This is a genomic window from Acrocarpospora macrocephala (genome assembly GCF_009687865.1).
Classification (GTDB): domain Bacteria; phylum Actinomycetota; class Actinomycetes; order Streptosporangiales; family Streptosporangiaceae; genus Acrocarpospora; species Acrocarpospora macrocephala.
The window spans coordinates 179,595-191,629 of sequence record NZ_BLAE01000036.1 but is presented as its reverse complement, the minus strand read 5'-3'; the positions used below and the strand labels follow the sequence as shown (position 1 = coordinate 191,629).

At 67.2% G+C, this 12,035-nt stretch carries 14 protein-coding genes; 5 read left to right on the top strand and 9 right to left on the bottom strand.

The window, feature by feature from the left end:
* The first annotated feature begins 93 nt into the window (after positions 1 to 93).
* From Amac_RS30480 to Amac_RS30460, 5 genes are all read left to right on the top strand, one after another.
* Positions 94 to 696, top strand: coding sequence for an MFS transporter (locus Amac_RS30480; protein ID WP_246268802.1), 603 nt, complete (start codon positions 94 to 96; stop codon positions 694 to 696).
* Positions 697 to 794: 98 nt separating this feature from the next.
* Positions 795 to 1,565 carry a putative sugar O-methyltransferase gene (locus Amac_RS30475; protein ID WP_170322744.1) on the top strand — a complete coding sequence of 257 codons (771 nt, stop codon included), beginning with the start codon at positions 795 to 797 and terminating at the stop codon, positions 1,563 to 1,565.
* Between the two features lie 80 nt (positions 1,566 to 1,645).
* Positions 1,646 to 2,272, top strand: a complete 627-nt coding sequence (locus Amac_RS30470) for a GTP cyclohydrolase II (protein WP_218041384.1) — start codon at positions 1,646 to 1,648, stop codon at positions 2,270 to 2,272.
* Positions 2,273 to 2,307: 35 nt separating this feature from the next.
* Positions 2,308 to 3,480 (top strand): hypothetical protein, encoded by a 1,173-nt coding sequence (locus tag Amac_RS30465; RefSeq protein WP_155357856.1) that lies wholly within the window; start codon positions 2,308 to 2,310, stop codon positions 3,478 to 3,480.
* 5 nt (positions 3,481 to 3,485) lie between these two features.
* Entirely contained in the window at positions 3,486 to 4,595 is a 1,110-nt protein-coding gene (locus tag Amac_RS30460) for a glycosyltransferase family 2 protein (RefSeq protein WP_155357855.1), read from the top strand.
* A 3-nt stretch (positions 4,596 to 4,598) separates the two neighbouring features.
* Here the strand turns inward: Amac_RS30460 and Amac_RS30455 are convergent, their stop codons facing one another.
* From Amac_RS30455 to Amac_RS30420, 9 genes are read right to left on the bottom strand one after another with little or no spacing between them, the layout of a single operon-like run.
* Complete coding sequence (locus Amac_RS30455; protein WP_155357854.1) at positions 4,599 to 4,910, bottom strand: hypothetical protein; 312 nt, start codon at positions 4,908 to 4,910, stop codon at positions 4,599 to 4,601.
* Positions 4,910 to 5,404, bottom strand: a complete 495-nt coding sequence (locus Amac_RS30450; protein WP_155357853.1) for a nuclear transport factor 2 family protein — start codon at positions 5,402 to 5,404, stop codon at positions 4,910 to 4,912. Before Amac_RS30450 ends, Amac_RS30455 begins: the two co-directional genes overlap by 1 nt.
* Entirely contained in the window at positions 5,397 to 6,629 is a 1,233-nt protein-coding gene (locus Amac_RS30445; protein ID WP_170322743.1) for an aromatic ring-hydroxylating oxygenase subunit alpha, read from the bottom strand. Before Amac_RS30445 ends, Amac_RS30450 begins: the two co-directional genes overlap by 8 nt.
* 26 nt (positions 6,630 to 6,655) lie before the next feature.
* Entirely contained in the window at positions 6,656 to 7,795 is a 1,140-nt protein-coding gene (locus Amac_RS53900) for an ABC transporter substrate-binding protein (protein ID WP_170322742.1), read from the bottom strand.
* Between the two features lie 15 nt (positions 7,796 to 7,810).
* Positions 7,811 to 8,668, bottom strand: a complete 858-nt coding sequence (locus tag Amac_RS30440; protein ID WP_218041383.1) for an ABC transporter permease — start codon at positions 8,666 to 8,668, stop codon at positions 7,811 to 7,813.
* Positions 8,665 to 9,447 (bottom strand): ABC transporter ATP-binding protein, encoded by a 783-nt coding sequence (locus Amac_RS30435; RefSeq protein ID WP_155357851.1) that lies wholly within the window; start codon positions 9,445 to 9,447, stop codon positions 8,665 to 8,667. The genes Amac_RS30440 and Amac_RS30435 overlap by 4 nt, the downstream gene beginning before the upstream one ends.
* Positions 9,444 to 10,205, bottom strand: coding sequence for an aspartate dehydrogenase domain-containing protein (locus Amac_RS30430; RefSeq protein WP_155357850.1), 762 nt, complete (start codon positions 10,203 to 10,205; stop codon positions 9,444 to 9,446). The genes Amac_RS30435 and Amac_RS30430 overlap by 4 nt, the downstream gene beginning before the upstream one ends.
* A gap of 1 nt (position 10,206) precedes the next feature.
* Complete coding sequence (locus tag Amac_RS30425; RefSeq protein WP_155357849.1) at positions 10,207 to 11,523, bottom strand: gamma-glutamyltransferase; 1,317 nt, start codon at positions 11,521 to 11,523, stop codon at positions 10,207 to 10,209.
* The gene (locus Amac_RS30420) at positions 11,520 to 11,975 is read right to left on the bottom strand and encodes a VOC family protein (RefSeq protein ID WP_155357848.1); all 456 of its coding nucleotides are present in this window, start codon (positions 11,973 to 11,975) and stop codon (positions 11,520 to 11,522) included. The genes Amac_RS30425 and Amac_RS30420 overlap by 4 nt, the downstream gene beginning before the upstream one ends.
* Positions 11,976 to 12,035 lie beyond the last annotated feature (60 nt).

Here is a 12,035-nt window from a genome sequence, read left to right as displayed (position 1 = left end):
ATTGCCGGGGCCAGGCCACGCCGTGATTCGTCCTCCAGGTCGAAGGAACGGCCTAGGTGGAGCGACGCCTTGCGTGATCGTCCCTTTCTCCTCATGGCAGCATCCCAAGCCGTCACCAGCTTCGCCTGGCTGATTCCCCACATGGCGTTGCCGGTCTATCTGATCGTCGTGGAAAAGGTCTCACCTTGGGTGGCGTCGGCGGGACTGACGTTGAACATGCTGATATCCATCGCTCTGCAAACGGTGGTCACACGATTGACCGCCGGTTTCTCGCGAACGGTTGTGATCGCCGGGGCGACCGGCCTCATGACCTCTGGCGTGGTAGCGATAGCAGTTTCAGGACACACTCAGGGCCTGAGCCAGACCAGTCTGATTCTTCTCGGCGTCACCCTGTTGACCCTGGGTCAACTCGTTCACGGTCCCGCGGTGTCGGCACTGGTGACACTGCATGCGCCCAAGGCGGCCCGAGGTCGCTATATGAGCATATTCCAGCTTGCCTGGGCGTGCTCATCGGTTGGCGGACCGGTTCTGGTCGGATCACTAGTCGAACTGGACGCGACCCTCCTTTGGGCCACGTTCGCACTGATGATTTTGTTTGGAGGCGCGGGGTACATATGGGCTCTCCACGTGAAGTCGAGCACACACAATCAGACGGAACAGTTCCAGGCCACGGCGAAGGGCACAACCCCGCCCTGAATCGCCTGGCAGAGTTACAGGAAAGATACCGCAAACTCGAGAGCCGGCTGAGCCGTCGCAGCCAGTGGTCGGAGAGCTTCGTCGGACGCGAATTGCGGATGAACACCTTCCGTGAAGACAACTGCTATGTCTGGCAGACGCGCTATTTCGGCGAAGACCAAGTCCTCAAGTATCCTCTCTACGCCGCCTACATCGCGAAGAGTGACACGCAGGGGCTACTTGGTGTGCTAAGCGAGGACGGCGCCTTCGGCTGTGAGCGATTCTATTCCGATCGCTTCGGCTGGGTGAGCCGAGATCTGCTGGACTCCCTCAACGAGATCTACTTCCTTGATCGGCACATGGACATCTTCGGCAGGGAAGATCTCGTCGTCGTGGACATCGGCGCTGGATACGGCCGACTCGCCCATCGAATGGCGGAAGCGGTTCCCGGGCTGAACAAGTACTACTGCCTCGACGGTATTCCCGAATCCACATTGGTCTGCGAAACGTATTTGAGATTCAGGGAGGTCGAGCGCAAGGCTGTGGCGCTGGCCCTCGACGAACTCCATGTCGTCTCGGATTCCCGACGCCCTGATCTCGCGGTGAACATACACAGCTTCTCCGAGATGCCTTACACAGCGGTGGACGGCTGGCTCAGCTGGCTGCGAGACCTGGGGGTGCCCTTTCTCCTCATCGTGCCAAACGACAGCGACAAACCATTCAGTTGCGAAGCCATCGTGGACGGCATTGCGGTGAGGCGCCCGCTGGAGCCGCTTCTCAAGAGCTATGGCTACCGTCTCACGAGCTGCGAGCCCATTATCCTCGATGACAAGGTCCGTGAACTATTGGCAGCCACCAACTATTTCATGCTGTTCGAGCTTCGGGAATGAGTTTCCGGCCCAGGGGCGAGGCTCTGCGGCGAGCAGGCACCAAGCGTCAGCGGGGGCGGGACGGAAACCTCAGTAATTGAATGGACAGGCGAAAGATGCGGCCAGAGCCCAAGATCGCAACTAAGATAAACATCCCGCTGCAGGTCGGCAAGCAATTGATGGCACGGGTCAGCATGGTGTCATTCGACGGCTTGAGCGCCCCCGGGGAGCATGTCGCGCTCATTTTCGGAGAGATCGCAGGCGACGAGGCGCCGCTGGTGCGGGTTCATTCGGAGTGCCTGACCGGCGACGTGTTCCGGTCGGCGCGTTGCGATTGCGGTGATCAGCTCAGCGAGGCCATCGAGCTTATGGCCGGATCATCCGGGATCCTACTGTATCTGCGCCAGGAAGGCCGTGGAATCGGCCTGTACAACAAGTTGAGAGCATATGCGCTCCAAGACGGCGGGCTGGACACCTTCGATGCGAACACCGCGCTGAACTTCGAGCACGACCTGCGCAATTACCTGGTCGCGGCCGAAATGCTCGCGGCGATCGGCGCGATTAGAATTCGACTCTTGTCGAATAATCCAGACAAGGTGAAGCAGCTGGCGGCGAATGGCATTGAGGTGTGTGCTCGGATCCCAACCGGCGTGTACGAGAACCCCATCAACCGTGGTTATCTGGAGGCCAAGGTCTATCGAGGTAACCATGAAATCGCGCTGCGCTAGCGGCCAATTCGCGATCGCACCTCAGGGAGCCGGGCATGCGACCAGTCAAGATAGGCGCATCGGTCATGTTCCACCCGAAACGGCGGCCGGCCGCCCAGGCATTGGCGGCACAGCTTGCCGATTTCAACTGCGCACTCGCCGAAGACCCCAGCCCGGGTGGACCGCCGACGAGTCGCCGCTCGGCTCTGCGTGCGTGGTCCCAGGCGCGAGCGGACACGACACATCATCTCGTGCTGCAGGATGACGTCATTCTCGGCGCGGACTTCGTCAGCGCGGTTTCGAAGGCGGCCGGCCTCCATCCGGACTGCGCGCTAGTCCTGTACACCAACTGGAACTGCTGGAACGGCGCGGCCGTAAGACTGGCGGCGGCAACCGGCGGCACGTGGGCCCGAGCGGTAAGAGGCGAATGGGTTCCGACGCTGGCCCTGTTACTGCCGCGTGCGGATGCTGCGGGGGTCGTGGCTGAAGGCTCTCCGGCGGAGTGTGCCGAGCTCCCAGACGACGTCTTCGTCCAGCGCTATCTAGAACGCGTTGGCCGGTCAACTTTGATCTCGCTGCCGAATCTGGTCGAACACGCCAGCGGCCCGAGCGTGATGGGGCACGCACATGGCCCACGGAATTCCGTGTGCTTCATTGAGAACGTGAACCTAGCGGAGAATTATTGGCAGACGCCTTCGATCTCGGCTCCCGCTACCGTGCTTCCATACGTGTTTCGCGGTCGCGCGGGAACCGTGGTGCTCGAAGAGGCCACGGGAATCTGGAGATACATTTCTTGGCGCAGCTTTCTCCACCTCATAGGAGCTCAGGACCAGATCGAGATGATCCGGGACGACGCGATGAAGTTCGTGCGGCAAGTCGCGGTGCCTCCGCGGTTCGGTCCCTTCGTCGTCGAGAACCAATTCGCGGGAGCATTCATCTATGGGTTGATAGCGGGCAGTCAAGGTGGCGCATGGAACAGCCTGGTTGAGGAGTGCTTGGAGACACAACTCCTCGGCGGTCTGAGCAACACGGGTGTCGTGCTGGGGGACGATGCGCTGGGCGCGATGGGTCAAGAACTGGTCACCCAATGGCATGACGGCTTGAATCACGGGCGTAGTCGCCTGTCTCCTGATTTCGCGGGCCGATCGCTGGACTGCTATCCGGCCGCTGCGGGCGTGTGGACATACCGTCTCGAGGACGACCCAGAAGCAGCCCGAAAGGAGACTTGACGCATATGGTGGACATGCTTATGCCCTCGTGGCCTCGCACACCTTATGGTGGTGAGAACATCCCCGAAGGCTGGCGGCCCCGGCAGTCCGTCACGATATTCACCTGCTTCTACCGGGAACCCATCCAGGCCTTTGAGCGTTCCGCTCAGGGGCAGCAGCGACTGTCCTATCCGTGCGATCTCCTAGAACTCGTCTGGGTGGTCTCCAGTGAACAGGAACAGGATGTCAAGCACGCAGAATCGATGATACGAAGATACAACCAGGACGGGCGGTTGAACTGGCATCTCAAAGTCCTGCCATCTGTATCACCGAAAGGTCATGCCCTTAATCAAGTATTCGATCTCTCCGAGGCAGAAGTGATCGGGATCCTCGATGCCGACGTCGTACCAGGGCCGGATCAGCTGCGTGAGGCCGTATTCGCACTTGAGGTCGAGGGATACGACCTGGTCCAGGCAGCAGAGGTCAGCGCTGGTGGTGCCGGGCTGTTCTCACAGATTCGGGCACTGGAGGACAGCACGTGGTGCTCCTCCCAGCGTGGCCTGAACCGGTGGCTTGGCGTGCACGTCGTCGAAGGGAGCTCGGTCTACGGTCGGCGTACCACCTGGAACAGCGCGCGCCCGTTCCTGGATACGGGCGCGGAGGAGTCATATGAATGGGGTCTCAGATTTATCGAGCAAGGATTCAAGCTGGGCTTCGTCCGCACGGCCTCGCGGGAGTCGCCCGGCACGAATGTGCGGCTGGCGATCATGCAGCGCAGCCGCTGGTCCCGGGGCGAGCTCCAAAGGCTGATATCCAATAGAAACAGGCTGAGCGGGCGAGCGCGCAGACTTGCCTGGATGGCACTGGTGAGTATTGCGACCAGGCTCCTTATCCCGATACTTTTAGTCCTTTCCCCTTTCGCCCTGAGCGCGACGGTGCTCCTGTCCGTACTCCTTCTTGCCGAGCTCACCAGACTGCTGTGCACGGCGTCCGATCCGCTGGTTCGCGCACACTCGTCACTCAGGGCATGGCTATTACTGATCCCTTGGGAAGTCCTCGCCTCGGCGAGCCTCTTCAAGGCCATCGCCGACCTGGCCAAAGGCAACAACATCTGGTACAGCGTCCGCGAAAGTTGACTCTCACGCGTCCAGGCCGAGGCGTTGCAGGCGATCCTCGGCGCTGCCCTCGATGACGTACTCGAGCTGAGCCGCGTTGATCTCCGCCACCCGGGCGACGCTCTTGGCGGTGACGTGCTGCCGCTCGAACTCCGCCATCGTCGGGAACTCCGCCTCCAGCACCATATGGTGCAGCCCGCCGAACGCGGGCGCCCACACCCGGTACGGCGTGAGGCCCTCGGCCACGTACAACTCGTTCTTCTCCCGCTGCAGCTTCATGAACGCGGGCAACGCGCCGTATCTGAGGTTGCGCAGGATCTGGTGCCGATAACTCATCAAGGGGTCTCCATGTGGGGAACGGCCACCCAGCCCTTGTCGAAGGGCGTGGTGAAGAAGTTGTGCACGCGCAGATGCGAGATGAGCCACCGGCCGTCCTCGCGGCGGAACTCGTTGTCGTAGCTCCCCGCGATCCACAGCGGCTGGTCGCCGCGGTAGGTGCACGCCTGGAAGTACATCCACCGGCCGCGCGCGGCGTCGCCGTCCACCTCGACGGCGCCGTTGGTCAGGAAGTGCGCCGCGAACGGCATCCGGTCGACGTTGCGGTCGAACTTCCGCACCAGCGCAGGTCGGCCGACGGCCGCCCAGCCGGGGTTGCCGTGCGGGCCCACGCTCTCCCAGCGGCCGTCCTCGGTGAACAGCACGCTCACATGGTGGCCCTTGTCCTCCTTGCGGTCGGCCGCGGCCATGTACGCCACCATGAGCTGCTCGATCTCGTGCCGTGACTCCAGCAGATCCAGCCGCGCCAGCAGCGCCTCGCCCGGCTCACCCACCGGTGGCCCCCAGCGCGGCCTGGTAGCGGGTGAGCAGCCAGGCGTTCATCTGCGGGATCGTGGTCTCCAGCTTGGCCAGCGGCCCGCGCGGCGCGAACCTGGACTCGTACCCGCGCTGCAGCGCCTCGGTGGTGACGGCGTCCTGCTCGATCGCCACCGCCTTGCGCTTGAGCTGCTCGGCGTAGATCTCCTCGAAGCCGGGCACCTCGACCGCCGACTTCGGGTACAGGTTGACCCGGCGCAGGTCGATCGTCCGGGCCGAGGTGGGCAGCACGAACGACAGGCTGACGAACGTCGGCTGGAAGATACCGAAGATCAGCGGCGGCACCGACGCGAACATCACCCGCCTGCGCTGCTCCTCGGTCAGGCCGGGGATGCCCGGCGTGCGCCGCCTGCCGTCGGCCGCGTCGCCGAGGCTGGCCTCCTCGCTGACCAGGTACGTCGGGTGCATGATCTGCCCGTCGCCCGGGTCGAACTCGCCGAACTCCGCCAGCCGCGACGGCGCGCTCTCGTGCACGCCCTTGTGCACGAACGCGGTGTGGTACGGCTCCAGCGCGTTGTCGTGATGGATCTTCCAGTTCCACGGCAGGTCGCGGCGCATCGAGGCGGGCATCGGCACCAGCTCGTCCAGCCCGAACGTGGCCAGCTCGGCGTCCAGCTTGGCCAAGGTGGGGGCGAGCGGGCGGGCGTCCGGGTCGAAGTTCACGAACACCAGGCCGTGGAAGATCTCGGTGCGCACGGCCGGCAGCCGGACGAACCGGCGCAGGTCCTTCAGCGGCACGGTCTCGGTCATCTGCGGGGCCGCGACCAGCTTGCCGTCCAGACCGAACGCCCAGTTGTGGTACGGGCAGACCAGCTTGGTGCCGTTCAGGCAGGGCGCCTCGGCCTCCCGGGCGTTCAGCCCGTCGAAGATCGGGTGCCCGCGGTGCTGGCAGATCGTGGACAGCGTCCGGATCTCGCCGCTGAGGTCGCGGAGCACCACGATCGGCTCGTCGAAGATCGTCATCGGGAGCTGGTCCCCGGGGTTGGGGATCTCGTTGACGTGCGCGACGCACAGCCATTCGCGGCCGAAGATGGCCTGCTTCTCGAACTCGAAGAAGTCCTGGCTGGTGTAGACCTGGCGGGGCAGGAGCTGCGCGGACTGCACCGGGTCGGTGCACCGCTCCACGTCGAGGAGGATCTCCGCGGCGCGGGCGCGGATCTTGTCGTCAAGCACGGTGTCCACGTGCTTCTCCTTCCTGGGGATGGGCCTTAGAGGCCGATGCCGTCCTTGACGTACTTGTTGGTGAAGATGTCGGAAGGCTTGAGCCCGTCCTTGAGCGCCTTGTTCTGCGCGGCGAAGATCGGCGACAGGATGTCGATCATCTTCTGCACGCGGGTCTCGTCGAAGCGGCCGATGGTGCCGGTGGAGTCGTTGGCCGCGAGCTGCCGGTCCAGGATCGTCTTGACCGCGGCGGCGTTCAGGCCCTCGCTGGTCTGCCAGAACTCGCCGATCTCCTGGTTCATCTCGGTGATCTTGGCGGAGATGGGGCCCGGGTTCTTCAGGAAGTCCACCCACGCCCGCTGCATCATCGGCACGAACTCCTTGAGGCAGGCGTCGTACTGCGTCACCAGCTCCGGCCGCATCGACAGCGAGCTGGCGTAGTTCACGTAGCCGGCGTCGTACACGAGCAGCGTGCTGACGGGCTTGTTCCAGCCGCGGGTCTCGCTGCCGTACTTGTACGGCTCGGCGCTGGCCAGCCCCGACTGCACCACCCCGCCGTCGGAGGCCACCCACCGGTCGGCGCTGCCCTGGTAGGACCCGTCCACCTGGCTCTTCTTGAGCTGGCCTGAGCCGACGAGATACTCCATGTAGGTCGAGCCCTCGAAGTACAGCACCGGCGTGTCCGTCTTGCCGATGTCCGCGATCGACTTGAAGTCGAACTTCTCCGGGTTGTACATCAGGATCTGCGGATCCTTGTCGAAGTAGCTCATGACCGCGACCGTCGGCTGCTCCTTGGAGTTCTGGATCGCCTCATCGGTGGCCAGCATGCCCATGAACAGCGAGTCGTCCTTGTACAGCTGCGCGGTCACCTGGTCGTTGCCGGTGAGCGGGCCGCCCGCCCGCACCTCCACGTTCACCCCGGTGTCGGCCAGCGGGCCTTTGTACACGCCGGTCTTGGCGTCGAGGGTGCCGCCGGGGCCGATGAGCTGGTACATCCCGCCGTACTCGGCTTCGGGGAACCAGCTCAGCTGGATGGAGATCGTGTCGGGGCAGACGCCCTTGAGCGAGACGCCGGTGGTCACCGTCGGCGCGGCCTGCGGGGCCGCCGCCTCGGTGGTGTCCCCGCCGCAGGCGGCGGTCAGCGTGAGGAGGCCGGCCGCGGCCAGCGTGCGAATGGAGGGTTTCATATCGTGGCTCGCATTTCAGCTTGACTTCGAGTGCGCCGAGGCGTGCCAGTTCCGCAGCACGTGCCGGCTGATCAGGGTGTTGGTCAGGAAGAGGGCCAGGCCGAGCAGCGAGGAGCAGATGATCGCGGCGTACAGCCGCTCGGTCTCCAGGGACGCCCGGTAGATGTCCAGCAGGCGCCCGATGCCCGGATCGCCCTGCCGGAAGAAGAAGTCGGCCACGATCGCGCCGATGACCGAAAGGCCGCCGGAGATGCGCAGCCCGGTGAGGATGTTGGGCAGCGCCGCCGGGATCTCCAGCCGCCACAGCCGCGTCCACCGGCCGGCCTTCATCAGGTCGAACAGGTCGCGTTGCGACGGCTCGACCGACTTCAGGCCGAACAGGGTGTTGGTGATGATCGGGAACAGCGCCAGGATCGAGCAGATCAGGATCCGGCTGAAGGTGTCGAACCCGAACCAGAGCCCGACCAGCGGCGTCATGGCCAGCACGGGCAGCGTTTGCAGCGCCACCGCGTACGGGTAGAAGGATCGCTCCATCGCGACCGACTGCGACATGACCACGGCCAGCGTGAACCCGATCGTTCCGGCGATCGCGAATCCGGCGAGGGAGATCGCGGCGGTCGAGCCGAGACCGGCCAGGATCTCCGCGAAGTTGTGCCAGTCCAGGAAGCCGACGGACACCACGTCGTGCGGGGGAGGCAGGAGGAAACGGCGGCGTTCGCTGAGCAGGCCGTACGAGATCAGGTACCAGACCGCCACGAACAGGGCGAAGACGATCAACGGCGGCCCGCCCATGGTGACGTACCCGCGCATCCGGGCCTGTCTGGCGAACGTGACCGGCTCGGCGGGCGCCATGGTCGCAATGATCGACGTCACTGGGCACCACTCCTCAGGCAGCGGCCGATCTCGCCGGTGAGCGCGGCGAACTCCGGCGTCGAGCGCAGCTCGGGCTCGCGCGGGTAGGGGAAGGGAACGTCGAACTCGCCGATGATCCGGCCTGGCCGGGCGGACATCACCGCCACCCGGGTGGACAGGAACACCGCCTCCGCGATCGAGTGCGTGACGAACACCCCGGCGAACGCGCGGGTCCGGAAGATGCGCAGCAGCTCGCTGTTGAGCCGCTCCCTGGTGATCTCGTCGATCGCGCCGAACGGCTCGTCGAACAGGAACACCTCGGGTTCCAGCGTCAGCGCCCGGGCCAGGCTGGCCCGCATCCGCATGCCGCCGGAGAGCTGGTTGGGATGGCGGTTCTCGAACCCGGCCAGGCCCACCATCTCGATCGCCTGCCGCGCCTTCTCCGCCCGCTCGGCTTTGGGCAGCTTCTTGAGCTGGTTGCACAGCTCGACGTTCTGCCGCACCGTACGCCACGGGAGCAGCGTCGGATCCTGGAACACGTAGGCGATGTGGCCGGTGTTCAGCACCACCTCGCCCGCCGTCGGCCGCGCCAGGCCCGACGCGATCCGCAGCAGCGTGCTCTTGCCGCAGCCGGACGGGCCCACCAGGGAGACGAACTCGCCGGGGGCGATGTCCATGTCGACCGTGTCGACCGCGTGCACCCCGTTGGGGAAGACCATCTCCACCCCGCGGAAGGCCAGCAGGCTGCGGGCGGCACCCTCCGTGGGCCGTACGGCGACGGTCGTCGCGCCCTCGGTCATGATGGCGCTCCTTTCTTGAGCGGAATGGGAGTTCGCCCCCGTGCGGCGAGTTCCTCGAGCGCCCGGACGACCGACCACACCGTGATCGCCGACGTCCGCCCCCCTGAGGCGGCGAGCGTGTCGTTGACCAGCGCGAACCGGTACTCGCCGACCGCCGTCCGGGCCGTGATCTCATGCCGGGTGCGCCGGGCCGCGGGGTCCGCGGTCACCACCACGCGCACCCGGTCGATGCCGGTGGTGGCCAGCCCGAGGGTGACCGCGACGTTCGCCGTCTTCGGGAACCGCAGCGCCGCCTCGCGCGCCGTGCCCTCGAACACGATCCCCGCGCCCGGCACGCCCAGCGCGCCGGGCGTCTTGACGGTCGTGAGGGTGACCTCCGCGGCGCCGTCCGCGCGGATGGCGGCGGCCAGCAGGTCCAGGCCGCCGATCGCGCCCGGCGGCACCGTCCAGCGGGCGCCCCCCGCCAGCGCGGCGGCGTCGAGCGCGGCGTGCACGGCGTCGTCGGCCAGCGCGCCCGCGCTGCAGACGACCAGGTCGCGGCCCGCGGCCAGCACCTGCGCCCCGTACGCGCGCACCGCCGCGCCGCCCGCCGCCTCGACCACCACGTCCCCGGTCCCGGTCAGCTCGGCCACCACCGCCCCGGCGGGGAAGCGCGAGCCGACGGCGGCGCCGGTCACGCATCCGGCCACGCGCCCCGCCGCGAGCAGGTCGCGCAGCGTACCGCCGATCCCGCCGGTGCCGAGCAGCGATACGCGCATGTCACACGCCCAGCGCGGTGGCGCCGATACGGGGATCGGCGGCGGCGGTCAGGCCGGCGCCGGTGAGGCGCAGGAGGACGTGCGCCGGGCGTACGGCCGACGGCGACGTCTCCACCGGCACCCGCGCGCCGTCCTGGAGGGACCAGCGCGGACCGGTCAGGATGGCGCCGAGATCGTCAGGACCCGTGGTCATGAGGTCGCCGAGCACCTGCGCGTTCCACGGCACCTGCTGCTCGCCGCCCGGCGTGGCGCCGAACACGTCGGGCCTGCCGGTGCCGCGGGTGTCCAGTGCCCAGGCGTGCAGCGTGGTCGGCGGCCTGCGGCCCGGCGCGGGCCCGTCCGGGTGGCCGGGATCAGGGTGGAAGCCGCGCCCGGCCCGATTGGACAGCACCAGGTCGTAAGGCTCGGCCACCAGGCCGCTGCCGAACTGCGGATGCGAATTTGAGTGCACCATCACCACCGCGTTTCCTTCACCGTCCGCCGCCGCGACCACGGATGTCCCTTCGCCGATCGGCCCGCCCACGAGCGCGCGTTCGCCCGCGAGCGCGGCGAGCAGCGCCGGTCCGCGCGTCGGCGCGGGCGTCGCCCAGATCCCGTCCTGCCTGACCGGCTCCGCCCACTCGGCCGTCGGGACGGCCAGGTCGTCGCGGCCGACCACGCCGCCCGCCGCCGCGACCCGCTCGGCGAGTACGGCGCCCGCCGGGCCGTGGAACAGTCCGGCCCCGCGCTCGGCGAACTCGCCCAGCAGCAGCGCGAGCCCGGGGAGGCGGAGCAGGGTCCCGGCCTGGAGCGGGCCCGCCGCCGGCCGGTACCGGCAGCCGGCGGGCTGATGGTAGGCGAGCAGGTCGTCCGCCTCCCGCGCGAGCGCCGCGCACAGCTCCGGCCAGACGATCCCGCGCCGCGCCAGCTCGATGGCGGGCCGGGCGAGCCGATCCAGGCCCAGCCGGCCGAGCGCGGCCAGCGCCGCGTACCCGCCGGGAGCCCCCGGCACGCCGACGGAAAGACCGCCGTCGCGGGGGAGCGGGCGGGTGGCCAGCGCCTCGGGGAGCCGCCGGGCGGCGGCCCCGATCGACAGCAGCGCGCGCGGCGCGGGCCGGCCCGCCGGCAGGATCAGGGCGACCACGTCACCGGCGAGACCGCACTTGGGTGGCAGCAGCACGGTCTCCGCCAGCCCGGCCGCGATCACGGCGTCGAAGGCGTTGCCGCCGTCGAGCAGGGCGGCGGCGCCGATCGCCGCCGCCGTGCGCGCGCCCGCGCCGACGACGCCGAGGGAGCCGTGCGCCACCGCGTTGGCGGCCAGGACGGCGGTGGCGGTCATTCCGGCCGTACCGCCTGGTTCGGGCCGTAGTCGTTGACCTGGCTGGGGCCGTAGTGGCGCAGCTCGATCACGTTCCCGTCGGGGTCGGTGATGTAGACGAGGTCGGCCTCGCCGCGCGCGCCCCAGCGCCGGAACGGCCCGGCCACCTTGCCGAAGGCCCCGGACCCCGCCAGCTCCTTGAGGTCGATCGTGTCCACCTCGATGCAGAAGTGCGCGAGGTTCTCGCCGGTGCGCTTGCCCCTCGGATCCAGATCGATGATCACGCCGGGTGCCACCTCGACCGAGGGGAACGGCGCCTTGCCCGCGCGGAACTCCGCGACGCGCAGCGGGCGCAGGCCCAGCTTGGCGGTGTACCAGTCGAGGGAGCGCAGCGGATCGGCGACGTGCAGGACGATGTGGTCGAGCCCGCGCACGCTGACCAGTGGCCGCGCGGCTTGCGAAACGCTTGTCATGCAGGATTTTGTATCCCGAATTTGTTGCGGCTAGCCAATAATCTGGTTAATGCCACGTTA

What these genes read in the sequence shown, in the direction of transcription:
- Amac_RS30425 (WP_155357849.1), bottom strand. Translation starts at nt 11,523, where the DNA reads ATGACCGCCACCGCCGTCCTGGCCGCCAACGCGGTGGCGCACGGCTCC.
- Amac_RS30465 (WP_155357856.1), top strand. Translation starts at nt 2,308, where the DNA reads ATGCGACCAGTCAAGATAGGCGCATCGGTCATGTTCCACCCGAAACGG.
- Amac_RS30480 (WP_246268802.1), top strand. Translation starts at nt 94, where the DNA reads ATGGCAGCATCCCAAGCCGTCACCAGCTTCGCCTGGCTGATTCCCCAC.
- Amac_RS30455 (WP_155357854.1), bottom strand. Translation starts at nt 4,910, where the DNA reads ATGAGTTATCGGCACCAGATCCTGCGCAACCTCAGATACGGCGCGTTG.
- Amac_RS30435 (WP_155357851.1), bottom strand. Translation starts at nt 9,447, where the DNA reads ATGACCGAGGGCGCGACGACCGTCGCCGTACGGCCCACGGAGGGTGCC.
- Amac_RS53900 (WP_170322742.1), bottom strand. Translation starts at nt 7,795, where the DNA reads ATGAAACCCTCCATTCGCACGCTGGCCGCGGCCGGCCTCCTCACGCTG.
- Amac_RS30460 (WP_155357855.1), top strand. Translation starts at nt 3,486, where the DNA reads ATGGTGGACATGCTTATGCCCTCGTGGCCTCGCACACCTTATGGTGGT.
- Amac_RS30475 (WP_170322744.1), top strand. Translation starts at nt 795, where the DNA reads ATGAACACCTTCCGTGAAGACAACTGCTATGTCTGGCAGACGCGCTAT.
- Amac_RS30470 (WP_218041384.1), top strand. Translation starts at nt 1,646, where the DNA reads ATGGACAGGCGAAAGATGCGGCCAGAGCCCAAGATCGCAACTAAGATA.
- Amac_RS30430 (WP_155357850.1), bottom strand. Translation starts at nt 10,205, where the DNA reads ATGCGCGTATCGCTGCTCGGCACCGGCGGGATCGGCGGTACGCTGCGC.
- Amac_RS30420 (WP_155357848.1), bottom strand. Translation starts at nt 11,975, where the DNA reads ATGACAAGCGTTTCGCAAGCCGCGCGGCCACTGGTCAGCGTGCGCGGG.